We start from the raw sequence: 25,813 nt of genomic DNA on the forward strand, positions 1-25,813 counted from the left end.
AATTGCTTCAAAAATCCGGGGGCACCACGCTGCCTGAACGCCGTTCCATCACCCGGCCGCCCACCGCCCGAAAACCGGGCGGTTGAACGTTCTGCTCCAGCAATGGCTGCGCAACCTCGAAATGCCGCTTCTCTCCCCAAAGCACACGATCACCGACGACATAAAGGTATTTCTTCGCGCGCGTAACGGCGACGTTCAACAAGTTCGCCTCCGCCGATGCCCAGTTCATCGCACCTTCGTGCCGCGAATCGCAACCGAGCACGAAAAAGACCACTTCGCTTTCCTTCCCCTGAAACGTGTGTACCGTTCCCACACACTTCCTGATCCATTCCGCCAGGTCGGTCGGCACGGGTTTTCTGGTGCCTGCCAGCGCACGCTCCCAACATTCGCGGTCGCTCAATAGATCGACGAGCCCGTGCTTGACCTGCCTGAACGGGGTGATGATGAACACGTCGGGCATCGTACTCGCACCCGCTTCATCCATCGCTTGCCGGTAAAGTCGCGTCAGCGCGTCGAATACCCGCTCGCCCTGTTCCGCGACGTACTTCGATCCCGCCTCCGCCGCGCCACGCACGTCCCACCAGGCGCTGGCGCCCAGTACGGGATGCGGCGCAGGCAGATACGCATCGGTCGACCACGTCTTCTGCTCATGCAACATGCGCCCGCCATATGCGATCGCATTCGCGATGTTGAACATAGGATCGTGGCAGCGCCGATGGATAATCAACGGCACACCGATGAACTGTTCGGGCATCGTCGGATTTCTCACGCCGAATGCACACACACGGTCCGCCAGTGTCTGGACGGAATGATGGTCAACCGCGTAGCGCGCGCGGCGCGTGCCGAGCCAGTGGTCGCCGAGGTTCGCGAGTAATTGCGTCGACTGCATGACGACCGGCGGAATTTGCTGCGGATCGCCGACGACCACGACCCGTTGCGCGCGCATCAACGCCCCTACGGCAGCCTGTGGCACCGCTTGCCCGGCTTCGTCGATCACCAGCCAGCCCAGCCCTTCAGGCCCGACACCGGCAAATTGCTTGCGAATCGACGCGAACGTGCTTGACACGACTGGCGTCAGCATGAAAAACCACTGCCATAGTGTGCTCGCACCGCTTATCGGCGGACGCGACAGCAGGTTCGACAATGCGTAAACGAGTTCATTGAAGCGTGGCTGTTCCGCGTGAACGGTCAGGAAAAACGCCTCGTGCAATGCCATCGCCGAAGCAAATAGTTCGTTTCTCAGTGCATTGAGGGCTTCCGTTTGCCAGAACGCACGTTTCTGACTACGGGCCCGCTCGATTTCCGCGCCGAATGCGAGGTCTTCACCGCTCCAGAGCGGAACATCGTATTTCGCTTGTATCTGCTCGGCTTCCCTGAAATCGTCGCTGACCCTGCGCAATACGGTCGCGGCTTGAGTCGCCGCGATCCAGCCGCGATACGCGTCGCGCCGGAGCCATTTTGACGCCCAGCGCAGCCACGACGGGCCAAGTCGACGCTCGAACTGCCGCGCATCCTCGTGGAACCGATCGATGTGCGTGTCGAGCATCCGGCGCTGCCGCTCCAGCCCGCACCGGCTGAACGGCGCGATGGCCGGGCAGCATTCAACGACCTGCGGCCACGCCTCTTCAATCGCGTTCAGATACGCATCAAGCTGATCGAGCTCATGCTGTGCGAACTCGAATTGTTTCAGCGCAGCGTCGAAATTGCGCTGGGCAGTCTGGAACGGAACGCGTTCGACGCCCCCCTTGCGCCAGTGATGCAAGTAGCGCCAGTAAGTCGTCGCACCGACCGCATCCCAACTCGAAAAATCGACGTCGCTGTTGGAAAGGAACAAGTCGCCAGGCTTGTCGTCGGGCGTTGCCGCATAGTTGTTGAAGATGTTGCTGAACAACCAGCGATTGGCGCGCTTGCCGAGCGCAGCCGCAACCAGCCCCCACACCGGCTCCTTGAGCTTCCACGGCTTCGACGTGTGACTGCCCGCGTATTTCGTCGCAACCGGACCGAAGTAGGACAGCCGGCTTCGCAAGCCCGCATCGACGTGACGGCTCTGCGGCAATTCGAGCGACAGATTCTCGACCGCCCCGTTGTTGGTGGATGCAACGACGATTTCAAAGCCCGTCAACGCGGGCAAAAGCGCGGGAACCTGATAGCCTTTCCCGCCGAAATCGACTGTGACGCTTTCCCCCGACAGGCCGGCCCGCCAATCCGGCAATGCGGCCAGCGCGGACGCGCGCTCGACGACCAGATGCGCGATCAGATCGCGCAACAGCGTTGTCTTGCCGGTTCCAGGCGGACCGTTGACGGCAAGGATGTCGCCGACGCGCAGCATCTTCATCTTGTTCAGCGAATACTGCTGCATCAGCGACTGCACGTGTGCGGGCGCCGACGGCCAGCGCCCGGCGATACCATGCATTGGACGCAGTGAATCGGCGATTTCCCGCTGGCCGGCCGGATACGCATCGAGGTCCGTCTTCGATGAATCTCGAGCAGCCAAATAAGCAAGCAACGCACGCGGCGGCGATTCGGAATCGAGCGTTCGCCGCGCGTCTGCCAGATCCCGCACGTAAAAACTGTTCAGGATAGGCAGGACGTCGCCCGGGTCGTCCTCTTGCGCATCGCCCTCTGCCGCATCCGGCTCGTCGGGCACGGCTTGCGGTACCGCGCAGTCCGTGCGAGGCACCGCAAGCCGCTCTCGCACCGGCCTGCCGTGGTTGCCAGCCTTGATCGCCATCCATGCGACCAGCCCGTCGCCCGGCTCCAAGCCGGCCCATGTTTGCAGACGCCGCGCCATCTCGATCAGCATGTCGCAGTCGATCTCGGTCATACCGCCACCGAGCAGCATGTCGAACTCCCGCTTGAGCATTGCGGCGTCCGCGTCGAATGCGACCGCGGTGAGATCCGTCAATTCGCCCTCACGCAGCCGTCCGAGGGCCCACGGCAACGCGGAAACGCTCAACGCGTCGCCGCTCGATCGCCCGCCTGCTCCGATCGATAATTTGGCGAAGCATGTCAGCCCCTCGGGCGCCATCTCTTCGTCGCGGATCCGTTCGATGACAGTCCGCGCCGTCGCGCGCTCGGCCACATGCGCTTCGATCAGACGTGTCGCGAGCGATACGTCGAACGGCACGAGGTACAGTTCACCTGGTTGTCCGATCGCGGCGTCCCAGCACTCGCGCGCGGTCTCGTCGGCATGTATGCAGATCGTATCCTGGCGACGCCTGCGTGCCTGTTCAAGTTGATCGTCGAGATCGTAGCTATTGAAAAATTCGACGCTATGCCAGTAGTCGAGCACCGCCTCCATTTCGCGAATCATTTCGGCCCTGTTATGTATTTTTTTGACAGAACCCGCAGATTAGCGCAAACGCTCGGATCCACGCACGGCGCCGGCCAGCATGCAATCCGGCGCCAGCGCGTCGCCCCGCCTGTCGCCGCGGCACCGCATCAAAACGACGAAACGACCGGTATGCCGCATCACCCGCAGAATATTTCGCGCATAATTCCTGCCACCCTTCCTTACGGTCCCCTCCCATGTACCCACCGATCGAACCCTACGCCCACGGCCATCTCGACACCGGCGACGGCCACCGCATCTACTGGGAGCGCTGCGGCAACCCCGCCGGCAAGCCCGCCGTGTTCCTGCACGGCGGCCCCGGCGCCGGCTGCAGCGCCGACCATCGCCGCCTGTTCGATCCGGAGCGCTACGACATCCTGCTGTTCGACCAGCGCGGCTGCGGGCGCTCGACGCCGCATGCGAGCCTCGAGAACAACACGACATGGCATCTGGTTGCCGACATCGAGCGCCTGCGCGAGATGGTCGGCGCGGAAAAGTGGCTCGTGTTCGGCGGCTCGTGGGGCAGCGCGCTGTCGATCGCGTATGCGGAAACGCACCCGGAGCGCGTGAGTGCGCTGGTCGTGCGCGGCATCTTCACGATGCGTCGCGCGGAAGTGCTGTGGTACTACCAGGAAGGCGCGTCGTGGCTGTTCCCCGACCTGTGGGAAGCCTTCCTTGCACCGATTCCGGAAGCGGAGCGCGGCGACCTGATGGCCGCCTACCATCGCCGGCTGACCGGCAACGACGAAGCCGCGAAGCTCGAAGCCGCGCGCGCGTGGAGCATCTGGGAAGGCCGCACGATCACGCTGCTGCCCGACCCCGCACTCGCCGCGCACTTCGCGGACGGCCACTACGCACTCGCGTTCGCGCGCATCGAGAATCATTACTTCGTGAACCAGGGTTTCGTCGAGGAAGGCCAGTTGCTGCGTGACGCGCATCGCCTCGCCGGCATTCCGGGCGTGATCGTGCAGGGCCGCTATGACGTCGCGACGCCTGCCCGCACCGCATGGGAGCTGTCGAAGGCGTGGCCGGATGCGACGTTCGAGATCGTGCCCGGTGCCGGGCATGCGTACAACGAACCGGGGATCCTGGAGGCGCTGATCGCGGCCACGGACCGGTTCGCGGCGTAACCGACACGACAGGATGCGATGCGGCGTGTGCGGCCATGCCTGCCGGCACACGCTGCGCCGCGCCGCATCGTGCAATCAAAGCACGGTTTCGACGATCGCCCTGCCGCTGATCGCCCGCTCGACGAGCTGCTCGTCGCCGACCTTGCGGATCGCGTCGTCGAGCAGCCCCTCCGGCGCTTCGGTCGCCACCTTCAGCAAGCCCGACAGGCCGCGCGCGTCGAGCACCACCAGCGTCTCCATCGAATCCGCACGGCTCACGAGCACGCGGCGCCACGCTGGCCCCGCGCCGAAGCTCGCACAAAGCGCAATCGTCTCGCTGCCGAGCGTGTAGTCGAAAGTCTTGATCATGATCCGCCGCCGTTGCAAGGGAATGGCCCTGCGCGACGGTGCGGCGCCGTGACGCCGACGCACCCGCGCGTGCCGCCGGCGCCCGAATCGAGCCAGATCCGTTCGCCGGCATGGCCATGCTAGGCGTGCAGTATTAACGAAGACTTAAGCCGCCATGCGCGCGGGCACGCGGCATCGGGCGACATTACGGCGTGTCGAGCGGCTCCACCGTCACACCGACCTTCAGCTCCTGATCCGCACCGCCGCCGCGGATCACACCGCGCAGCGGCGTCACGTCCGCGTAGTCCCGGCCGATCGACAGCATCACGTAGTCGTCGCCCGGCGCGCGATCGTTGGTCGGATCGAGCTGCAGCCAGCCGTTGTCCTCGGGCCATGCCGGGTCGTACACCTCGACCCACGCATGCGACGCGTCGGCGCCGATCAGCCGCGGCTGCCCGGGCGGCGGCTGCGTCAGCAGGTAGCCGCTCACGTAACGTGCGGCCAGCCCGAGCGAGCGCAGCGCGCCGATCATCACGTGCGCGAAATCCTGGCACACGCCCTTGCGCAAGCGCAGCGCATCGAGCGCCGACGTCGTGATGTCGGTGCTGTTCGGCGTATAGGCGAAATCGGCATGCACGCGCCGCATCAGGTCCCAGGCAGCCTGCACGAGCGGCCGTTGCGGCGTAAAGCTCGCGGCCGCATACGCGGCGAGTTCGGCGTCGCACGCGACATGCGGCGAAGTGAACACGAATTCGCTCGCGGCGTCGTAAGGCTGCCCTGCGCGAAACCGCAGGCGGTCGCGCACGGCTTCCCACGCAGTCGCCTGTTTCGCGTCGGGATGCGCGATGGCGGGCGGCGGCGCGCCGCGCGCACCGCGCGACCAAACGGGCGGCGTCACGCGTACCGTGCTGCGGCTGCGCACGAGCAGCGCGTCATGTGGCAGGTTCAACGCGAACGATGCGCGCGCGTTGCCGAATGCGTCGATCTCGGTACAGACCGATTCCGGCGCGGGATCGATGTCGAGCGCGAACGACAGCACTTGCTGGCGCGGCGTCGCGAGCGGTTGCAGCCGTGCCTGGTGCTGCGCCGATTCGACGCGCGCCGCGTAACGGTATTCGGTGTCGTGCGTGACGCGCAGCAACCGGCCCGGCGCGACCTCGGCGGTCGTCGCTTTCGCGGCCGATGCCGATGCCGATGCCGATGCGTTCCGTGCATCGCCGGAACCCGGTGGGGCTTTCCCCGCGCCCTTCGTCGTCACCATAACGTCCTGCCCGCCTCGCGTACGTGGCTGAAATAGCGCTCGCCGATCCGGTTCGACAGTTCCCAGACCGCCTTCGCCGTCGTGTCGAGCGCTTCGAGCAGCTTGCCGTGCCGGCCCCCGTCGGTGGTTTCGCACAGCTCGTGCAGCGACCACGCGGGCACGTCCGGAACCGTCTCGGCCAGTTCGGACAACGCATAACCTTCGCTGCGCTCGACCTTCGTCAGCCGGCCCCGCAGCGCCTGCACGACCCAGCCGAGCGAGCGCGGATTGTCGGTATCGAGCACGACGAGCGACAGCAGCGGCGCGACATCGAAGCCGCGCTGGAAACGCGAACGGAACGTGATCGTGCTGTCGAACAACTCCAGCACGAGCTCGAAGCCGTCCTGCCGGTGCACGGCGCCTTCGTCGAACGCGCACTTCAGCACGCTGCACAGGAAGTCCAGCCGGTCGATCTGCCGGCCGATCGACAGCAGCCGCCAGCCGTCGTCGCGCGTCATGTTGTCGGTCTGCGCGCCCGTGATCGCGCCGAGCAGCAGGCCGAGGCGCTCCAGCAACTGCAGCGCGTCGTTGCCGATCTGCTCCTCGGCTTCCGGCTGGCCCGCGCTGTCCGCGAACAACTGGGTCGCGTCGTCGATCAGGCGCCACTGGTCGCTCGACAGCCGTTCGCGGATCGCGGCAGCCGCGCCACGCATCCCGAACAGGCACGACGCGATGCCCGACGTGCGATCCGCGCCGCGCGTGAGCGACGTCGCGAGCGCATGCTGGAACGCACGCGGCGCATCGACGGCGTTCGGTGCATCGGCCGCGATCAGGCCCGTGTCGCGGCACAGCGTGTCGAGCAGCTCAAGGTGGGCGGGGCTGTCGACGTCGTCCTCGCCGCGCAGCCGTTCGAGCGCCGCGCGCGCGAGCCGCATCAGGTTGGTCGCGCGCTCGGTATAACGGCCCAGCCAGAACAGGTTCTCGGCCGCACGGCTCGCGATCGCGCGCGGCCGTTCGACGAGGTCGTCGGGGCCGAGATGCGTCTGCAGCAGCGTCGTCGAATCGACGATGCCTTCGGTCATCACCCATGTATCGACGGTGCTGCCGCCGCGCGGCATCGGTGCATTGAACAGCGTGTCGCGCGTGCCGACCCGTGACAACCCGCCCGGCAGGAGCCGCCAGCGCTGCGCACCGTCGGCGAGCGCGAAGACGCGCAGCAGCACCGGCTTCGGCACGATGCGCGCGCCGCCGTGGCCGTCGGGCGCGTCCTGACGCGGCCAGGTCGGCGCCTGCGACAGCGGCAGGTCGGCCTGCACCGTGTAGTGTTCGGGCCGCGCGAGGATCCGCGCGCGCCACTCGGCCAGCTGCGCCTGCGTGAGCCGCGCGCCGATCACCGGCTCGAGCGGGCCGCCGGGCTGCACCTCGGGTGGATAGGATGCCTTCACGATGGCGCGCGCGAGTTGCGGCAACGCGTCGTCGCACGCGGCCGCCTCGCCGCACCACCACGAATGCACGGCCGGCAGCGTCAGCGTTTCGCCGAGCAGCCCTTCCGCGAGACGCGGCATGAAGCCGAGCATCGCCGGCGATTCGAGGAAGCCCGAGCCCGGCGCGTTCGCGAGCAGCACATTGCCCGCGCGCACGGCCTGCAGCAGCCCCGGCACGCCGAGCATCGAATCGGGCCGCAGTTCGAGCGGATCGAGCCACGCGTCGTCGACGCGCCGCAGGATGCCGTGCACGGGTTCGAGGCCGCTCAGCGTCTTCAGGAATACGCGGTTGTCGCGCGCGGTCAGGTCGCCGCCTTCGACGAGCGTGAGGCCGAGGTAGCGCGCGAGATACGCGTGTTCGAAATACGTCGCGCTGTGCGGCCCCGGCGTCAGCAGCACGATCCGCGAGTTCTTGCGGGCCGGGCTGAGCGCCTGCATGCTCTGCAGCAGCGCGCGGTACGCGGATGCGAGCCGCTGCACGCGCAGCCCGCGAAACCCGCGCGGAAAGAGCCGCGACACGATCAGCCGGTTTTCGAGCAGGTAGCCGAGGCCGGCCGCGCCCTGCGTGTGCTGCGCGACGATCCGCCACTGCCCGTCCGGGCCACGCGCGAGATCGAACGCGACCACGTGCAGCCAGGTGTCGCCCGGCACGCTCGCGCCGCGCATCGCGCGCAGGTAGCCGGGGTGCCCGGTGACGAGCGCGGGCGGCAGCAGCCCGCGCTCGAGGATCGTCTGCGGCCCGTACAGGTCGGCCAGCGTCGCGTTGAGCAGCCGCACGCGCTGCAGCACGCCGCGCTCGATCGCGACCCAGTCCTCGGGCGTGACGATCAGCGGCAGCAGGTCGAGCGACCACGGGCCGGCCGCGCCGTCACCGGCGCGCTGCTCGTGCAGCTGGTAGAACAGGCCGTTCTCGCGCATGCGCCGGTGCAGCGCGTCGGCGCGGCGATCGAGGTCGGCCACGCCGTCGCTGCCGATCGATGTGAAGAAACTGCGCCACGCGGGCGCGAGCGCAGGCGCGTTCAGGCCGGCCGCGCTGCCACGCAGTTCGTCGTAGCGGCCGGCCGCCGCCGGCGCCGCGAGCGCGGCGGCCAGTTCCGCGGCATCCGGCTGCGCGCCGGTATCGAAAAGCGTGGGCATCGCGTCGAGGGCGGCGAGATGGTCGGTGTTCATGGGCGGCACGGTGTCGTTCCGTCTTCAGGGTGCAACCGGGCATGCGCCCGGCCGCACCAGCGGCAGGCTGCTGCGGCGCGTGGCCGCGATCTGCCCGCATCCTAGCATTCCGGCGGGGCGGCCATCACCCCATTCGCCGGGAGACCGCACACCGCGCATCGTCGTCCGCCTCGTCATCGTCCGGTCACGGCCGCCGCAAATCGAGCGTGAACGGGAACTCGCGGCTCGGCGCGGCGGGCGCAACCTCCATCCGCCCCGGCGTATGCCCCATCTCGACGAAGCGTGCGAGCCGGCGGCTCTCCGCTTCGTAGGCATTGACCGGGAACGTCGCGTAGTTGCGTCCGCCCGGATGCGCGACGTGGTAGCGGCAGCCGCCGAGCGAGCGCTGCAGCCACGTATCGACGATGTCGAACGTGAGCGGCGCGTGCACGCCGATGGTCGGATGCAGCGCGGACGGCGGCGACCACGCCTTGTAGCGCACCCCCGCGACGTATTCGCCGACGGTGCCGGTCGGCTGCAGCGGCAACGCGCGGCCGTTGACGGTCACGACGTGGCGGTTGTCGTTCAGCCCCGTCACGCGCACTTCGAGCCGTTCGACCGACGAATCGACGTAGCGCACCGTGCCGCCGGGCGCACCCTCCTCGCCCATCACGTGCCACGGTTCCAGCGCGCCGCGCAGAGACAGCTGCATGCCGTTCACCGCGATCTGGCCGAACAGCGGGAAGCGGAATTCGAAGTGCGGCGCGAACCACGCCGGATCGAATGCGAAACCGGCGTCGCGCAGTTCGGCCAGCACGTCGTCGAAATCCATCTGAAGAAACTCGGGCAGCATGAAGCGGTCATGCAGCGCGGTGCCCCAGCGCGTGAGCGGCGTCGTGTACGGCGCGGCCCAGAAACGCGCGACCAGCGCGCGCAGCAGCAATTGCTGCACGATGCTCATCCGCGCATGCGGCGGCATCTCGAACGCACGCAGTTCGAGCAGGCCGAGCCGGCCGGTCGACGAGTCGGGCGAATACAGCTTGTCGATGCAGAATTCGCTGCGGTGCGTGTTGCCCGTCACGTCGATCAGCAGGTTGCGCAGCACGCGGTCGACCAGCCAAGGCGGCATGTCCTGCCCGAACAGCAGCTTGTTGCGCTGGATCTCGGCGAACGCGATGTCGAGTTCGTAGAGCTGGTCGTTGCGCGCCTCGTCGACGCGCGGCGCCTGGCTGGTCGGCCCGATGAACAGCCCCGAGAACAGGTAGGACAGCGACGGATGGTTGTGCCAGTACGCGATCAGGCTCGCGAGCAGGTCCGGGCGACGCAGGAACGGGCTGTCGGCCGGCGTCGCGCCGCCGAGCACGAAGTGGTTGCCACCGCCGGTGCCGACGTGGCGGCCGTCGACCATGAATTTCTCGCTGCACAGCCGCGACTGCCACGCGGCGGCGTACAGGAATTCGGTGTGGTCGACGAGCTCGTCGAAGTTGGCGGCCGGATGGATGTTCACCTCGATCACGCCGGGATCGGGCGTGACCTGCAGCAGCTTCAGCCGCGCGTCGCGCGGCGGCGGATAGCCTTCGAGCACGAGCTTCACGCCCAGCGCGTGCGCGGTCAGCTCGATCGCGCCGAGCAGGTCGAGATAATCCTCGAGCGCGGCAAGCGGCGGCATGAACAGGTACAGGATGCCGTTGCGCACTTCGACGCACAGCGCGGTACGCGTGATCCATGCGGCCGATTCGAAGCGCTCGGGAACGCGACCCGGGTCGCGCGCGGCAGGCCGACCGTTCCCGGCCGCGCCGTCGTCGCGCCACTGCATCACGGTCTGCGCGGACGCCTCGCGATGCACGCCGGACAGGTAGCGCGGCGCATCGGCGGGCCCCGCGTAGCGCGCGCGGATCGCGGCGGCTTCCGGCAGCGCGTCGCGCGGCGCGAACGGATCGCGCTCGACGAGATACGGATAGTCGGCGCGGCTGGCCCACGGCAGCGAATCGAGCGGCAGCCGATAACCCATCGGCGAATCGCCGGGCACGAGGTACATCCGCTCGTCGCGGAAGAACCACGGCCCCGTCTGCCAGCGCGGCCCGTCGAGGCCCGGCGCCGTGTCCACGCGCTTGACCGGCAGCACGTAGCCGACCACGCTGTCGAGCTGCTGCTCGAACACCTTGCGCAGCCGCGCGCGTTCGAGCTCGTCGTCGAGGCGCGAGTCGAACGGGTCGACGTTGACCGGCAGCCGGCGCTCGCGCCACAGGTAGTACCACACGTCCTCGTAGCCGGGCCGGATGAATTCGCCGGTCAGGTTCAGCCGCGCGGCGAGCGCATCGATGAAGCGCTTCGCGTCGTCGGTCGTATACGCGGACGGCTCGCGCTCGTCGGCGAACAGCGACGGGTCGTGCCACACGGGCTGGCCGTCGGCACGCCAGAAGATCGACAGCGCCCAGCGCGGCAACTGCTCGCCCGGATACCACTTGCCCTGCCCGAAATGCAGGAAGCCGCCGTCGCCGTACTCGGCGCGCAGCCGCTGCACGAGTTCGGTCGCGTAACCACGCTTGGTCGGGCCGAGCGCGTCGGTGTTCCATTCAGCACCGTCGCGATCGTCGATCGACACGAAGGTCGGCTCGCCGCCCTGCGTGAGCCGCACGTCGCCGGCCGCAAGTGCGCCGTCGACCTGCGAGCCGAGCGCCAGCACGGCGTCCCATTGCGAATCCGTATACGGCTTCGTCACGCGCGGCGATTCGTACACGCGCGTCACGGTCATCTCGTGCTCGAACGACACCTCGCACTCGTCGATCAGCCCCTCGACCGGCGCGGCGCTCGTCGGCTGCGGCGTGCAGGCCAGCGGAATGTGGCCCTCGCCCGCGAGCAGGCCCGAGGTCGGGTCGAAGCCGATCCAGCCGGCGCCCGGCAGGTACACCTCGCACCATGCATGGAGGTCGGTGAAGTCGACCGACGTGCCGCTCGGGCCGTCGAGCGACTTCACGTCGGGCGTGAGCTGGATCAGGTAGCCGGACACGAAACGCGCGGCGATGCCGAGATGGCGGCACAGCTGCACGAGCAGCCATGCGCTGTCGCGGCACGAGCCGGACGCCAGCTCGAGCGTCTGCTCGGGCGTCTGCACGCCCGGCTCCATCCGCACGAGATAACCGATGTCGCGCTGCAGTTGCTGGTTCAGCGCGACGAGGAAGTTCACGGTGCCGGCCGGCGTGCGATCGACGCCTTCGACGTACGCGCGGAACAGCGGCGCCGCGCTCGTCTGCGGGTCGCACGCGAGATACGGTGCGAGTTCGGTCTTCAGCGCGTCGTCATAGCTGAACGGGTATTGCTCCGCGCTCGCCTCCAGAAAGAAGTCGAACGGGTTGTACACCGACATCTCGGCGACGAGATCGATCGTGATCTCGAAGTGCTCGGTGCGCTCCGGAAACACGAGCCGCGCGAGATAGTTCGAGAACGGGTCCTGCTGCCAGTTGATGAAGTGCTGCGCGGGCTCGACCGTCATCGAATACGCGAGGATCGGCGTCCGGCAGTGCGGCGCGGGCCGCAGCCGCACGACCTGCGGGCCGAGGTTGACGAGCCGGTCGTAGCGATAGCGGGTGGTGTGATGCAGCGCGACGTGGATGGACATGGGAGCTCGGTTCGGGTTGGGCCGGCCGCGCGCCGGGTCGCGTTCAACGCGACGCGGCGGCCCGGCCTGGCGGATTCGGCGAAAGCGCGCGTCGGGTCAGACGAGCTCGGGTGTCTGCACGACGCTGATCTCGACGCCGACGGCCGTCGCGCCGAGCCCCGTCACCGGCTGCGCGTCGCGATAGTCGAGGCCGACCGCGATGCGCACGTAGCGCTCGTCCGGGCAGCGGTTCATGAACGGATCGAACCCGACCCAGCCGAGCCCTTCGACATAGGCCTCGGCCCACGCATGGCCGGCCGGCTGCTGCATCAGCCCGGTCGCTTGCGGCTGCGCACCGAGCGACGGCTGCGGCAGCCCCTGCGATTGCGCGGCGTGCGACGCGCCGAGCACCTGCTGCATGCCCTCGCCGCTCTGCAGCGCGAGCGCTTCTTCCGCCTCGTCGTCACCCAGGTTCTGCTTCGCGTCGGCGATGCGCTGCATCGCGCTGTCCGCCAGCACGTAGCCAGAGATATAGCGGGCGGGAATCTTCAGTACGCGCGCGGCCGCGATGAACGCATGCGCATGATCGCGGCTCGTGCCCTCGCCGCTTTGCAGCGCGGTTTCCGCGTCGACGGGCGCGTCGGCGGCCAGGTTCGGCGCATACGCGATGCGGTCATGCACTTCCGTCATCAGCCAGTGCAATGCGTCGAGGCCGCGCGGGTCGATGGGCAGCGCTTCCGTGAGCTCGCGCACGGAGTCGCCGGCCTTCGTGAGCGCGGTCTCGCGTTCGAAGATCCACGGCGGCGCATAGCCTTCAGGATTGCCGAGAATGCCGGCGCGGTCCTGCGTCTCGACGACGCCGGCCGCGACGACGACGATCTCGGCCTTCGCGCCGCGCTCGTGCCGCACGAGGTCGATGCGGTTGCCGAGCCCGTCGGCATAGGACAGCGACGGCTCGACGCCGTCGATCGTGACCTGCCACGCGCGCACCGTCTGCCCGGGGCCCGATTGCGGGCGCAGCCGCAGCCGTTGCAGCGCATGGGTGGCTTGATCGTCGAACTGATAACGCGAGATGTGTCGAATGGCGAGTCGCATGGCAAGTCTCAGTCGAAGTTGTAAGCCTGGGCGATTTCGATCCCGAGGCTGTTGTTGCGGCCGATGAAGTCGGTCAGGAATTCGTGCAGGCCGCTCTTGAAGATCCGCTCGACCGACGTATCGGACAGCATCTGCAGGATCTTCGTGGCCGTGTCGTGACACGGGTGTGTCACGCCGTAATCCTTTGCGAGCAGGTTCAGGCTCGACACGACGCGCCCGTAGCAATAGCGCAGCGAACGCGGCATGCGGCCGTTCAGGATCAGGTAGTCGGCGATGTTCATCGGCTTGTACTGCACGTCGTACACCCAGCGGTACGAACGGTGCGCGGCGACGCAGCGCAGGATCGTCTCCCACTGGTAGTTGTCGAGGATCGTGCCGACGTGCGACACCGACGGCAGCAACAGGTGGTATTTCACGTCGATGATGCGCGCGGTGTTGTCGGCGCGCTCGACGAACGCGCCGATCTGCGCGAAATCGAAGATCTCGTTGCGCAGCATCGTGCTGTAGAAGCTGCCGAGGATCAGCGCGGTTTCGCGCTTCACCTGGTCGAGCACGGCCGGCAGCTCGCTTTCCGGCACCGGCTGCGCGAGCGCGCGGCGCAGCGCGAGCCAAGCGCCGTTCACGCTCTCCCACGCCTCGCGCGTAAGCGCCGTGCGCACCATCCGCGCATTCGAGCGCGCCGCCTCGATGCACGACAGCACGCTCGACGGGTTGTCGCGGTCGCGCAACAGGTAGTCGGTCACGGTATCGGCCGCATACGCGTCGTATTTCTGCCGGTAACCTTCATCCGTGCCCGAGCTGACGAGCACCGACGACCATTCGGCCGGCGCGTCGGACGTGCGCGTGAGCGCCATCCGCAACCCGGCATCGACGATGCGCGCGATGTTCTCCGCGCGCTCGATATAGCGGTACATCCAGTAGAGACCGCTTGCAGTACGTCCCAGAAGCATCTCGTGTCCACTCCGTCTTCGTTCGGTTCGCGCGCCGGCTCCGGCGCGCGCGGTAGCATCCGGCTCAGTCGGCCAGCACCCAGGTGTCCTTGGTGCCGCCGCCCTGGCTCGAGTTGACGACGAGCGATCCCTCCTTCAGCGCGACCCGCGTGAGCCCGCCCGGGGTGATGCGGATCCGGTCCGACACCAGCACGAACGGCCGCAGGTCGACGTGGCGCGGCGCAAGGCCGGCGTCGGTCAGGATCGGCGTCGTGGACAGCGCGAGCGTCGGTTGCGCGATGTAGTTCGCGGGGCGCGCGCGCAGCTTCGCGGCGAAGGCCTCGATCTCCGCTTTCGACGCGGCCGGCCCGACCAGCATCCCGTAGCCGCCCGAGCCGTGCACTTCCTTCACGACCAGTTCGTCGAGATGGTCGAGCACGTACTTCAGGCTGTCGGCCTCGCCGCAGCGCCAGGTCGGCACGTTCTCCAGCAGCGCCTTGCGGCCCGTGTAGAACTCGACAATCTCCGGCATGTACGAGTAGATCGCCTTGTCGTCGGCGATGCCCGTGCCGGGCGCGTTCGCGATCGTGATGTTGCCCGCGCGGTAGACGTCCATGATCCCCGCGACGCCGAGCACCGAATCGGGGCGGAACGTGAGCGGATCGAGGAACGCGTCGTCGACGCGGCGATACAGCACGTCGATCGGCTGGAAACCTTCGGTCGTGCGCATCGCGACGCGGCCGTCGATCACCTGCAGGTCGCTGCCTTCGACGAGATGCACGCCCATCTGGTCGGCGAGGAACGAATGTTCGTAGTACGCGGAGTTGTGGATACCCGGCGTGAGCACGGCGACGGTCGGGTTGTCGGCGTTGCCGCCCGGCGGGCATACGGCCGCGAGCGACTGGCGCAGCATCTGCGGATAGGTTTCGACCGGGCGCACCTTCACCTGCTGGAACAGCTCCGGGAAGAGCTGCATCATCGTCTCGCGGTTTTCCAGCATGTACGACACGCCGGACGGCGTGCGCGCGTTGTCTTCCAGCACGTAGAACTCGTTTTCGCCGGTGCGCACGATGTCGACGCCGATGATGTGCGTGTAAACGTTGCCGGGCGGCCGGAAGTCGATCATCTCCGGGATGAACGCTTCGTTGTGCGCGATCAGGTGCTTCGGCACGATGCCGGCGCGTACGATTTCCTGACGATGGTAGATGTCGTCGAGGAAGGCGTTGAGCGCCATCACGCGCTGCTCGATGCCGAGCGACAGCCGGCTCCATTCCGTGCCCGAGATGATGCGCGGGACGATGTCGAACGGAATCAGCCGCTCGGCGGCCTCCGCGTCGCCGTAGACGGCGAACGTGATGCCCGTCTTGCGGAACACGCCTTCCGCGTCGTGGGCTTTCTGGGCGAGGCTCGCGGGGTTCTGCGTGTCGAGCCACTGCTTCAGGCGCGCGTAAGGCGCCCTTACCATGTCGCCGGATTGCAGCATTTCATCGAATGGCTTCATCGATCTTTTTCTCCATCGATCGTTTCCCCGGCATTGCGCATGCCGGACCGGCGTAACGACTGCGTTGCAAGGAACGTGCCTTGCGGGCTCCCTCGATAATCCCCCCTTTTTGCGCCGTGCCAGGCACGCCCGGCCGACATTGCGCACCACGGTGGTGCAGCGCCCGGCGCGACGTGCGACGACGGTGCGTCGCAGGCGCGCACGGCCGATGCTGCGCCGCGACTTCCGAACATAGTTCCCCCGCGTGTCACGAATGTGCAATCTGCACTGCACAAAAAACGGCGCGACCCGGCACCGGGCCGCCACAATGGAGGCGGGCCGGCACGCACACGGCGCAACCGGCCCTGGGGGAAGTACCGTCTGCGGCGCGCCGGCAGTTCGATGCTGTGAACTGTCCGGTTAGCCGGATCCGGCACCTCAACGCTATGCAGCCGTAATCCCGCCGACAACGCCCATGCATATTTCGACTGACACCGATCGAAAAAAAACATCGGGCCGACCCACGCGAGGCGCGGTACGCTAGAAAATTGGTGCAGCACGGGGTGCCGCCCTTCAGGCGCCCGACTATAAAAAGCGAAGATCGAAATGGAAGCAAAGTGGCTGGAAGATTTCCTGAGCCTTGCGGATACCAAGAGTTTTTCCCGGGCCGCACGTCACCGGCACCTCACGCAGTCGGCATTCAGCAGACGAATTGCCGCACTCGAAACCTGGATGGACGCGAAGCTGGTCGACCGGAGCATCAACCCGATCACGCTGACGCCGGCCGGCCAGATGTTCCGCGGGCTCGCCGCGGACATCCTGCGCAGCATGTATGCGGCGCGCAATCTCGTGAACGGCTACGACCAGTTCGCGGCCAGCGATCAGGTCGTGCGTTTCGCGGTCGCCCATACGCTCGTCTTCACGCTGTTCCCCGAATGGCTCAAGCAGCTCAACGGCGAGGTCGGCCACGTGACCGCGCGCGTGAACGCGGTGAACGTGCCGGAAGGCGTGCAGCAGCTCGTCGAAGGTGAATGCGACCTGCTGCTCGGCTATCACCATCCGCAGTTGCCGATCGTGCTCGACCCGAACCACTTCCCGTTCGTCAGCCTCGGCGTCGAACGGATCCTGCCCGTATCGACGCCCGATGCGCGCGGCAAGCCCGTGTTCCAGCTGCCGGGCACACCCGACGCACCGCTGCCGCTGCTCGCGTATTCGTCGGGCGCGTTCCTCGGCAACATCGTCGAGATGCTGCTGCTGAACGCAACCGAGCCGTACGTGGTGCACCGGTGCTTCGAGACGCACATGTCCGAAGCGTTGAAGGGCATGGTCGTGGCCGGGCACGGGATCGGCTGGCTGCCGGAAAGCTGTGTTGCGAAGGAGCTCGCGGAAGGCACGCTCGTATGCGCGGGTTCCGGCGACTGGATCACCGAACTCGAGATCCGCCTGTATCGGTCGGCCCGCAAGCGCGGGCTCGCGGCCGAGCAACTGTGGACGTACATCATGAACCGGCCGCGCGCGGCGGTCGAAGGTGCCGTCGGCGCGGACGAACAGGCATCCGCGCCGGCGATGCGCATCGCGCGGCGCAGCGCGGGCGCCAGCCGCTGATCTTCGCGATTGTGATCTTGATTGCGTTAGCGCTCGCGTCGTGTCCGGCGACGACGCGAACGCGAGGGCAAATTTCAGCCATGCGGTGTGCGCATGCATCCGCGCCGCTTCCCGGCGAACGCGACCCGCTTTTCCGGCAGCAAATAGCGATCCCGTCGCAATCCGAAAAATAACGCGACAGACCGGTAATCGTTATCAGTGGAATCGCAAACGTTTGCATTTCATGACTTGATTATTTTACATCCGGCACGATGCACCGGAATATTCCATCTGATTATCAGAACAGAAACACCCTGTTACAGAACAAATTAAAAGTTTCGATTCACCCGCAACACTCTAAAATACTAACAACGTCACGCCGCCCTTTTCATTTCGCTCGACCTGTACCCGAACCGACATCGATCCGCCGCACACACAGCCGCAAACATTTCTTTTATCAGTCGTTATTTTTCGGCACGAATGTCGATACGACAGACGTGATTCAATGCGTGCGGGATCATCGCTACCGAATAGCAATATTCATATTCGGCAATATCGACTTTCTTCAGTATTAAGAGAGTCAAACAAATCCGTCCTTATCCTATGTAAATAGGATATTTCACCGCCGTCCCATTCGGGCCACACGCGATTGTTGGTTCGCAATCCATCGTGTATCAATAGCGTGTCGCAAAAAGAACGCTGGCAGATTTGACTCGGAATAAATACTCGTCATTGATTCCGGAACGGAGGTTGCAATGCCTTCCTCGATTCGACAGCACGCTCGCCCTTTCCTGAGCGCCGCCCTCTCCGCGCTCTGCATGAATGCAACGGCCCAGACGCCTGCGTCGGGGCCGGGCGACGGGCGCTACGTGATCTCGTATATCTGCGGCGACGCGCGGATCGACGGCACGGCGCCGCTGCCTCCCGACGGCCGGCCGTACAACCTGGGCGTGTCGTTTGCTTCGGCCAGCACCGGGCAGCCGCTTGCCAATGTGCAGGTGCGGCTGCGCCGCCATGGACGCGTGCTCGTCGAGTTCAACGCGTCCGGGTCGCGCTGCCTGTTCAGCGTGCCCGACGCAAGTTACCGGGTGGAGGGAACGTACCAGGGAGCCACCCAGTTCGCGATCGTGGAAACGGGCGCACTCACCACGCAGTTGCGATGGTAAGTCCCGCCTGACCCCGCCCCGATCACGCCATTCACCGCCGCGCATCGAATCGAGGAGCATTGCATGCCTCCTGCCGAACGACCGGACCGCTCGCCCGCCCCCCAGCCGAAACCCTCCTGGGGCCCGGGAAAGAATGCAGCACTCAGCTTCGTCGCGTTTGCCACGATCTTCGGCCTCTTCGCGTATGCCGAGCGAGACACGACAGTCGGCCACCCGAGCGTGGCGCACGACATCTCCGGCGCAATCGGAACCGCGGTCGAAAAGTATCGCAACGCGATCGTGACCCTGGCCTCCCGCGCGAGCGCGTCGTCCGGCACATCCGTCGCGCCCGTGCCGGCGTCGACACGCGCGCAGGCCACACCGCCCGCGCCGCCTTGGCAGGCCGCGTCGGCGTCGGCAGCACCCGAGGTATCGACCGTGCCGCCCGTCACGCTCACGGTCGCACCGGAACCCGCGCCGCACCCCGCTTCCCGCGCCGTCGCGACGCACCGGCGGCCGTCGCATGCGCCACCGGTGGCACTCGCGGCCGATACGCAGCAGGCAACCGCCTCCGGTCGCGCCGCCACGCGGCACGGCGCCACGCATCGGCCGCCGCATGCGGACACGCTGGCAGGCACGGACAAGCGGATGGACTTCGCGCCCAAACCCCGGACGTACCGCACCGACGCCACGCGCATGCAGACGGCGAGCGTCACGCACGCGGAACTGGAAAGCGCGCGTGCGCTGGCGAAGGCGCGCTCGTGTGCGGTGATCGACGAATGGAACTGTGTCGAGCAAAACGCGAGCCGCGCGCTCGCGATCGACCCGACGAACAGCGAATCGCGTGCGTTGCTCGGCCAGGCGATCCGCAACCGGCTGTGAGCCGGCGCCGCATTGCCGGGAACTCGCAGCCCGGCCGCGCGACACGCGACGACGTGCGTCGTCACGCGTGTCACCGATGTGATCGTTTCGAAAGGAGGACACCTCGTGGCCAACAATCATCAACAATCCTGCACGGCCGTCGCTCCGTCCAACCGGCGGATCCTCCTGCATGCGCCACTGGTATTGCTGCTCGTCGCGTCCGGCCCCTGCTTCTCCGCCGAAGGCGATACCGAGTCGGGCGGCCGCATCAGTGAAATCGCCGGGTCTGCCGGCGCACCGGATCGGGGGCCGCCCGACGCGTCGGTACAGGGTTCGCCCGCGCCGGATGCGCAACCGCCGAATGCGCGGACGCTGATCGCGCAGGCATCGAGTGCGCAGATGCCCGACGCGTCAACGCCCGCCGCTTCACAGTCCGATCCACAGTCCGGCCAGCCGCCCGGTCCGCAAACGCCGGGGGCGCCGACGTCGAGCCCGTCGACACCGGGCATGCCGGCGCCGAATGCACAGACCCCCGGCGCGCAGCCGCCCGCCTCCCAGGTACCCGAAGCCCAGGCGCCGAACGCGCAGATACCCGACCTCCGCACCGCCGATCCGGCCACGGTCCGCAACGACGTGTTCGGTCTCGCGTCGAGCGGCGGCGCGGTCAAGGCGCTGGAGGAAGCGAAAGCGCGCCCCGACGTGTTCTCCGCGGTCGATCTCGCACGGCTCGAGGAACTGTCGATCCGCCAGCAGGTGCGCGGCGGACGCGACAAGTCGCGCTCGATGACGAGCCCCGACCGCTTCGACGGGATCGACAGCGCGCTCGCCGCCGCGAACGACCTCGACAAGCGGATGCCGTCCACGCCCGAGTATTCGCCGGTCAGGACGGCGCTCGCCGGCGACCGGACGGTAGCGCTGGCGGCACGCGGGGATATGAAGCAGGCCGTCGCGACGTTCGAGACGATTCCGCCGGACGCGGAGATCTCGATCGACGCACTGGCGGCCGTCGGCGACGCGTACCTGTACCTGAGCGAACCGGGCAAGGCCAACGCGGTATACCAGCGCGCGCTGAAGCAGGCGACCGCGCCGCAGGCCGACATCGCGACGCGCGGCTTCCAGTACGGCGCTCGCACGCGCCCGATCGAATTGCGCGAGGGGCTGTTCTGGTCGTACGTCGACCAGGGACGCGCGGCCGATGCGAACCAGGTGCTCGAGGACATGGGCAAATCGCTGCCGCCGGCCAAGGACGTGCGCACCTGGGGGCCGGAAAACGACGACTACCTGCGCTACTACCGGCTGCGCGCGCAATACCTGATCTATACGGGCCGGGTGGACGAAGGGATCGCCTCGCTGGAAAAGCTCGAGAAGGAAGTGCCGTTCAACGCGGAAGTCCGCGCCGCGCATGCCGACGCCGTCTCGGGCCAGTCGCATCCGCGCCAGGCGATCGCGATGTATCGCGCGTCGCTGACCGACCACCCGGACAGCGTCGAGATGCTCGCGGGGCTCGGCCGCGCATCGCTTACGGCGGACGATTACGCGAGCGCGAGGAACGTCGACCAGACCCTGGGCAACACGTTCCCGGACAGCGGCGCCGTGCGCGGGTTCAAGCGCGACTACAAGGCGTACCGCAGCCCCGTGTTCACGACCGACCTGAGCTTCGAGCACGGCAACAGCGCACTGGCCGACAACAGCTTCACGTCGGACAGCTATGTGTATTCCCAACCGTTCGGCGACAACTGGCGTGCCTTCTCGCATACGTTCTTCGGCCATGCCCAGACCGACGGCGGCAGCGTCAGCCGCACGCGCACGGGCGTCGGCGGCGACTACCGGCACGGGCCGCTCACCGTGCTGGGCGAAGTCACGCGCTCGTTCGGCTCGGACGGCCGAACCGGCGGCCGCGGGTCGATCGCGTACGCGCTGAACGACTACTGGACGGTCGGCGCCGGGCTCGACACCAACGACAACTCGCTGCCGTGGAAGGCGTATGCGGCGCACATCTGGGGCCGCTCCGCGAACGTCTCGATCGTGTATCGGCAGAGCGACCGCCGCGAAGTCAAGCTGAGCTACGGCGTGAGCCGCTACAGCGATTCGAACCTGCACCAGGAGATTTCCGCGACGGGCACGCAGCGCGTGTACACGTCCGCGAACCAGCTCGTCAACGTGTCGCTGGACCTCGGCACCGACAGCAACACGCGCCAGGACGCCCCCTACTTCAACCCGGGCCGCGACTATGCGGCCGCGGCGACCGTCATGCACCAGCTGACGCTGTGGAAGAAGGGCGACATGTCGCTGCAGCAGCGCCTGTCGGCGTCAGGCGGTGTGTACAACGAGCGCGGCTTCGGCACGAGCCCGCTGTGGACCGCGCGCCTCGAGCACGCGTGGACGTTCAAGCACGACATCACGCTGACCTACGGCGTCGAAATCAGCAGTCATGCGTACGACGGCCAGCGCGAGCGCTCCGAAACCGGCTTCCTGTCGGTCAACCTGCCGTTCTAGCAAGGAGATCGCACAATGCAATCCAGACGGACCTTCATGTGCGGATGCCTCGGTACGTTTGCGGCCTGTTCGTTGTTCCCGAGCGTGACCAATGCCAAGATGATCGACCTGCTGCCGCCGTCCGATCCGGTCGACGGCAAGACGTTCCGCGTGATCTGCCTGCATGACGTGCGCGACAACCTGCTCGCGACGTTCTCGTCGTCGACGATGGTCGATCCGTTCGCGGTCGACACCGGCACGCTGACGGCCATCTTCTCGTGGCTGCAGACCAACAACTATCACACCATCACGGTCAAGCAGATCGAAGCGTCGCGGCACGGCGGCAAGCCGCTGCCGCCGCGCGCGGTGTTGCTCACGTTCGACGACGGCTACAGCAGCCACTACACGAAAGTCCTGCCGCTGCTCGAGCGCTTCAAGTATCCGGCCGTGATGGGCATCGTCACCGCCTGGATCGACGCGCCGCTGGATACGCCGATCAAGATCAGCGACAAGATCCAGATGCCGCGCGACTACTTCATGACGTGGGACCAGGTGAAGAAGGTCGGCCAGTCGGAATTCGTCGAGCTCGGCTGCCACACCCACAACCTTCATCACGGCGCGGTCGCGAATCCGCAGGGCAACGAACTGCCGGCGACCACGTCGCACCTTTACCTGCAGGACCAGAAACGCTATGAAACCGACGCCGAATTCGAAGCGCGCGTGCACGACGACCTGCAGACGTGCGTGCGGCAGATCCGCGAACGCACCGGCATCGTCGCACGCTCGATGGTCTGGCCATACGGCGCGGAAAACCAGCCCGTGCGCAAGATCTCGACGTCGCTCGGCATGGACATCCAGTTCAGCCTCGACGCCGGCCCGAATACGCCGGACGTGCCGCTCGACCGGTTGCGGCGGATCCTGATGATGTACGACGTCGACATCGGCGGGTTCGAGCGGTCGATGCGCGAGCCGGCCTCCAACCGCGGCGACGTCGACATTCCCGAGCGCGTCGTGCAGGTCGATCTCGACCAGGTCTACGATCCCGATCCGGCGCGCCAGGAAGCGAATCTCGGCAAGCTGATCGAGCGCATCTACCGGATGCAGCCGAAATCGGTGTACCTGCAGGCATTCGCCGACCCGAAGGGCACGGGTGTCGCGGAATCGCTGTATTTCCCGAACCGGCACCTGCCGATGCGCGGCGACCTGTTCTCGCGCGCCGCCTGGCAGCTCAGCACGCGCTCGAACGTGCAGGTGTATGCGTGGATGCCGGTGCTCGCGTTCCGGCCGCGGGCGGACCAGCATCGCGGCCTCGAGGCCGTCAGCGCATACGGCGGCGCGCCGGCGCGCGAGAACGGCTCGCGCGTGTACCGCCTGAGCCCGTTCGACCCCGAAGCGCGGCTGTTCATCGAGCAGATCTACGAGGATCTCGGCAAGTACGCGTCGTTCAGCGGCATCCTGTTCAGCGACGACGCCGTGCTCGACGATTACGAAGACGCCGGCCGGCACGCGCTGAGCACGTACGCGCAATGGGGCCTGCCGGCCGACATCGGCAAGATCCGCGCGACACCCGACCTGATGAAGCGCTGGACGCGGCAGAAGAGCCGCTACCTGATCGACCTGACGCGCCAGCTCGAACAGATCGTGCTCGCGAACCAGAACGCAGGCGACGTGCTGACGGCGCGCAACATCTTCGCGCTGCCGGTGCTGAAGCCGGAATCGGAAGCGTGGTTCGCGCAGAACTACGACGATTTCCTCGCCACCTACGACTTCGTCGCGCTGATGGCGATGCCGTACATGGAACAGGCGCAGGACCCCGAACGCTGGATGGACCAGCTCGTCGACGCCGTCCGCGCGAAACAGCTCGGCACCAGGCGCACCGTGTTCGAGCTGCAGTCGTACGACTGGCACGCGCGCAAGGACATCGGCGGCACCGCGCTGCTCGCGCAGATGCGGCGCCTGCGCAGCAAGGGCGCGGTGAACTTCGGCTACTACCCGGACAACTTCCTGAACAACCAGCCGGATCTCGACACGATGCGCGACGTGATGTCGCTGAAGTCGCGCCTCGATCCGACCTCGATCAACGCGCTGATGCAGATGCAGAAGACACAGGGGACGAAGACGCCATGACCAGCCACAGCATCATCCAGCGCCTGCAGGATTTCGTCTTCTACTACCCGTTCTTCATGTCGTATCTGTGGATGATCGGCGGTGTCGTCCATTACTTCCTGCTCGAGGAAGGGCGCGTGCTGTCGACGCGCACGATCGCGGCGAGCGGCATCCCGAAGATCTCGATCGTCGTGCCCTGCTTCAACGAAGCCGCGAACGCGCGCAGCGTGATCCAACACCTGGACGGGATGCAGTATCCGAACTACGACATCATCGCGGTCAACGACGGCAGCCGGGATCGCACCGGCGAGATTCTCAACGAACTGGCCGTCGAGATCCCGCGGCTGCTCGTGATCCATCACGCGCGCAACGAAGGCAAGGCGGTCGGGCTCACGACCGCGGCCGCGGTGTCGAACGCGGAATACCTGCTGTGCATCGACGGCGATTCGCTGCTCGCGCACGATGCGATCGGCTGGATGCTCGAGCACTTCCTGACCGACCCGGGCGTCGGCGCCGTGACCGGCAACCCGCGCATCCGCACACGCACGTCGCTGCTCGGCCGCATGCAGGTCGGCGAATTCTCGTCGATCGTCGGGCTGATCAAGCGCACGCAGCAGGTGTACGGCCGCATCTTCACGGTGTCGGGCGTCGTCACGATGTTCCGCAAGACCGCGCTCGCCGACGTCGGCTACTGGAGCTCGGACATGCTGACCGAGGACATCGACATCAGCTGGAAGCTGCAATGCCGCGACTGGCGCGTCGTATACGAGCCGCACGCGCTCAGCTGGATCCTGATGCCCGAGACGCTGATGGGGCTCTACCGGCAGCGGCTGCGCTGGTCGAAAGGCGGCATCCAGGTGCTGCTGAAATACGCGAGCACGCTCGCCCGGCCGACGCAGATGATGATGTGGCCGCTGTTCGCCGAGTACCTGATCGGCATCGCGTGGGCCTATTCGATGTCGTTCATCCTGCTGCTCGCGCTGGTGAACGTCGTCCATCCGCTGCCGCTGAGCTGGCACGTATCGGTCGTGCCGCACTGGCACGGGATGTTGCTGGTTGCGACCTGCATCCTGCAACTGATCATCGGCAGCATGATCGATCGTCAGTATGACGAAAAACTCCTGATGTACTTCCTGGACACCATCTGGTACCCCGTTGCTTTCTGGCTGATCAGCATGATCACTACCGTCGTCGCCCTGCCGGCCGTCGTGCTGCGGGGCCGCGGCAAGCGGGCCGTGTGGGTCAGCCCCGACCGAGGCATTCAACATGAAGAACGCGCCGATTATTGACCTCTCCCTGCGCACGCCGCGCGAAATGCTCGCCGAACGCGGCCGCGTCGCCGGGCTCGCGCTGGTCGTCTGGTTCCGGCTCCTGCGGCCCGCGCTGGTGGGCGCCGTATGGGCGTCGATCTGCATCTATACGTATCGCTACCTGCTGCCGTTTAACCCGGCCGAGATGCCGATCGAACAGATGGTGTTCTACGCGACCAGCATCGCGATCATCGCGGGCACCATCGTCATGTGGCTGATCGCCGGGCGCGTCGTGCATCCGCTGGCGTTCCGGCTGCGCGTGTCGAAGATGCTGCGGCGTTCGGCCAGCGCGAAGGTGCGCTCGGTGCCGCCGACCGTGCTGGCCGGCGCCCGTCGGCGCGGCGCGCGCCGCACGACGCGCATTCTCGTCGCGTCGCACGACGCGAACGGCTCGATTTCAGGCATCGAATGGGTCGCCCACGCGGGGCCGCCGCCCCGCGAGTAGGTCAGCGGAGCCGCGCCGCCGCGCACGGGACCGCATCGGTGCCGCGCGGCGCCACTCCTGAAGCCGCACTGCCGCGCTGTGCCGGCAGGCCGGCAACCTTTTGCAGTTTTTGCGGACGAGGTGA

Annotated in this window: 16 protein-coding genes; 8 read left to right on the plus strand and 8 right to left on the minus strand. The window is 66.9% G+C overall.

Annotated elements, in window-relative coordinates; genetic code table 11:
* Window positions 1-7 precede the first annotated feature (7 nt).
* Window positions 8-3,301: a DEAD/DEAH box helicase gene (locus VK92_RS27835; protein WP_197092558.1), complete on the minus strand. Its 3,294-nt coding sequence runs from the start codon at window positions 3,299-3,301 to the stop codon at window positions 8-10.
* 227 nt (window positions 3,302-3,528) lie between these two features.
* Between VK92_RS27835 and pip the strand changes: the two genes are divergently transcribed.
* Window positions 3,529-4,461, plus strand: coding sequence for a prolyl aminopeptidase (gene pip, locus VK92_RS27840; protein WP_021162091.1), 933 nt, complete (start codon window positions 3,529-3,531; stop codon window positions 4,459-4,461).
* A gap of 75 nt (window positions 4,462-4,536) precedes the next feature.
* On the opposite strand, the gene VK92_RS27845 is transcribed toward pip, so the two are convergent.
* From VK92_RS27845 to VK92_RS27875, 7 genes are all read right to left on the minus strand, one after another.
* Window positions 4,537-4,809: a hypothetical protein gene (locus VK92_RS27845; protein ID WP_048026041.1), complete on the minus strand. Its 273-nt coding sequence runs from the start codon at window positions 4,807-4,809 to the stop codon at window positions 4,537-4,539.
* A 184-nt stretch (window positions 4,810-4,993) separates the two neighbouring features.
* Window positions 4,994-6,049 (minus strand): transglutaminase family protein, encoded by a 1,056-nt coding sequence (locus tag VK92_RS27850; protein WP_048026040.1) that lies wholly within the window; start codon window positions 6,047-6,049, stop codon window positions 4,994-4,996.
* Window positions 6,043-8,649, minus strand: coding sequence for a circularly permuted type 2 ATP-grasp protein (locus VK92_RS27855; protein ID WP_048026059.1), 2,607 nt, complete (start codon window positions 8,647-8,649; stop codon window positions 6,043-6,045). The genes VK92_RS27850 and VK92_RS27855 overlap by 7 nt, the downstream gene beginning before the upstream one ends.
* A gap of 217 nt (window positions 8,650-8,866) precedes the next feature.
* Window positions 8,867-12,280, minus strand: a complete 3,414-nt coding sequence (locus VK92_RS27860; RefSeq protein ID WP_048026039.1) for a transglutaminase family protein — start codon at window positions 12,278-12,280, stop codon at window positions 8,867-8,869.
* Between the two features lie 96 nt (window positions 12,281-12,376).
* Window positions 12,377-13,354, minus strand: coding sequence for a transglutaminase family protein (locus tag VK92_RS27865; protein ID WP_021162095.1), 978 nt, complete (start codon window positions 13,352-13,354; stop codon window positions 12,377-12,379).
* An 8-nt stretch (window positions 13,355-13,362) separates the two neighbouring features.
* Complete coding sequence (locus VK92_RS27870; protein WP_021162096.1) at window positions 13,363-14,304, minus strand: alpha-E domain-containing protein; 942 nt, start codon at window positions 14,302-14,304, stop codon at window positions 13,363-13,365.
* 64 nt (window positions 14,305-14,368) lie between these two features.
* Window positions 14,369-15,784 carry a circularly permuted type 2 ATP-grasp protein gene (locus VK92_RS27875; protein ID WP_021162097.1) on the minus strand — a complete coding sequence of 472 codons (1,416 nt, stop codon included), beginning with the start codon at window positions 15,782-15,784 and terminating at the stop codon, window positions 14,369-14,371.
* Window positions 15,785-16,369: 585 nt separating this feature from the next.
* Here VK92_RS27875 and VK92_RS27880 point away from each other — a divergent pair.
* From VK92_RS27880 to VK92_RS27910, 7 genes are all read left to right on the plus strand, one after another.
* Window positions 16,370-17,368, plus strand: coding sequence for a LysR substrate-binding domain-containing protein (locus VK92_RS27880; RefSeq protein ID WP_048026038.1), 999 nt, complete (start codon window positions 16,370-16,372; stop codon window positions 17,366-17,368).
* A gap of 734 nt (window positions 17,369-18,102) precedes the next feature.
* Window positions 18,103-18,513, plus strand: a complete 411-nt coding sequence (locus VK92_RS27885) for a hypothetical protein (RefSeq protein WP_021162100.1) — start codon at window positions 18,103-18,105, stop codon at window positions 18,511-18,513.
* Window positions 18,514-18,576: 63 nt separating this feature from the next.
* Window positions 18,577-19,374 (plus strand): hypothetical protein, encoded by a 798-nt coding sequence (locus VK92_RS27890; protein WP_048026037.1) that lies wholly within the window; start codon window positions 18,577-18,579, stop codon window positions 19,372-19,374.
* A gap of 105 nt (window positions 19,375-19,479) precedes the next feature.
* Complete coding sequence (pgaA, locus tag VK92_RS27895) at window positions 19,480-21,849, plus strand: poly-beta-1,6 N-acetyl-D-glucosamine export porin PgaA (protein ID WP_063778373.1); 2,370 nt, start codon at window positions 19,480-19,482, stop codon at window positions 21,847-21,849.
* Window positions 21,850-21,864: 15 nt separating this feature from the next.
* Window positions 21,865-23,955: a poly-beta-1,6-N-acetyl-D-glucosamine N-deacetylase PgaB gene (gene pgaB, locus VK92_RS27900; RefSeq protein ID WP_048026036.1), complete on the plus strand. Its 2,091-nt coding sequence runs from the start codon at window positions 21,865-21,867 to the stop codon at window positions 23,953-23,955.
* Window positions 23,952-25,223, plus strand: a complete 1,272-nt coding sequence (gene pgaC, locus VK92_RS27905) for a poly-beta-1,6-N-acetyl-D-glucosamine synthase (protein ID WP_048026035.1) — start codon at window positions 23,952-23,954, stop codon at window positions 25,221-25,223. Before pgaB ends, pgaC begins: the two co-directional genes overlap by 4 nt.
* The gene (locus VK92_RS27910) at window positions 25,201-25,689 is read left to right on the plus strand and encodes a hypothetical protein (RefSeq protein ID WP_048026034.1); all 489 of its coding nucleotides are present in this window, start codon (window positions 25,201-25,203) and stop codon (window positions 25,687-25,689) included. The genes pgaC and VK92_RS27910 overlap by 23 nt, the downstream gene beginning before the upstream one ends.
* Window positions 25,690-25,813 lie beyond the last annotated feature (124 nt).

Source organism: Burkholderia sp. LK4 (assembly GCF_001043615.1).
In the GTDB taxonomy this organism is placed as follows: domain Bacteria; phylum Pseudomonadota; class Gammaproteobacteria; order Burkholderiales; family Burkholderiaceae; genus Burkholderia; species Burkholderia cepacia.

Coding starts and splice junctions, on each gene's coding strand:
- VK92_RS27835 (WP_197092558.1), bottom strand. CDS start 3,301: ATGGAGGCGGTGCTCGACTACTGGCATAGCGTCGAATTTTTCAATAGC.
- pip (WP_021162091.1), top strand. CDS start 3,529: ATGTACCCACCGATCGAACCCTACGCCCACGGCCATCTCGACACCGGC.
- VK92_RS27845 (WP_048026041.1), bottom strand. CDS start 4,809: ATGATCAAGACTTTCGACTACACGCTCGGCAGCGAGACGATTGCGCTT.
- VK92_RS27850 (WP_048026040.1), bottom strand. CDS start 6,049: ATGGTGACGACGAAGGGCGCGGGGAAAGCCCCACCGGGTTCCGGCGAT.
- VK92_RS27855 (WP_048026059.1), bottom strand. CDS start 8,649: ATGCCCACGCTTTTCGATACCGGCGCGCAGCCGGATGCCGCGGAACTG.
- VK92_RS27860 (WP_048026039.1), bottom strand. CDS start 12,280: ATGTCCATCCACGTCGCGCTGCATCACACCACCCGCTATCGCTACGAC.
- VK92_RS27865 (WP_021162095.1), bottom strand. CDS start 13,354: ATGCGACTCGCCATTCGACACATCTCGCGTTATCAGTTCGACGATCAA.
- VK92_RS27870 (WP_021162096.1), bottom strand. CDS start 14,304: ATGCTTCTGGGACGTACTGCAAGCGGTCTCTACTGGATGTACCGCTAT.
- VK92_RS27875 (WP_021162097.1), bottom strand. CDS start 15,784: ATGAAGCCATTCGATGAAATGCTGCAATCCGGCGACATGGTAAGGGCG.
- VK92_RS27880 (WP_048026038.1), top strand. CDS start 16,370: ATGGAAGCAAAGTGGCTGGAAGATTTCCTGAGCCTTGCGGATACCAAG.
- VK92_RS27885 (WP_021162100.1), top strand. CDS start 18,103: ATGCCTTCCTCGATTCGACAGCACGCTCGCCCTTTCCTGAGCGCCGCC.
- VK92_RS27890 (WP_048026037.1), top strand. CDS start 18,577: ATGCCTCCTGCCGAACGACCGGACCGCTCGCCCGCCCCCCAGCCGAAA.
- pgaB (WP_048026036.1), top strand. CDS start 21,865: ATGCAATCCAGACGGACCTTCATGTGCGGATGCCTCGGTACGTTTGCG.
- pgaC (WP_048026035.1), top strand. CDS start 23,952: ATGACCAGCCACAGCATCATCCAGCGCCTGCAGGATTTCGTCTTCTAC.
- VK92_RS27910 (WP_048026034.1), top strand. CDS start 25,201: ATGAAGAACGCGCCGATTATTGACCTCTCCCTGCGCACGCCGCGCGAA.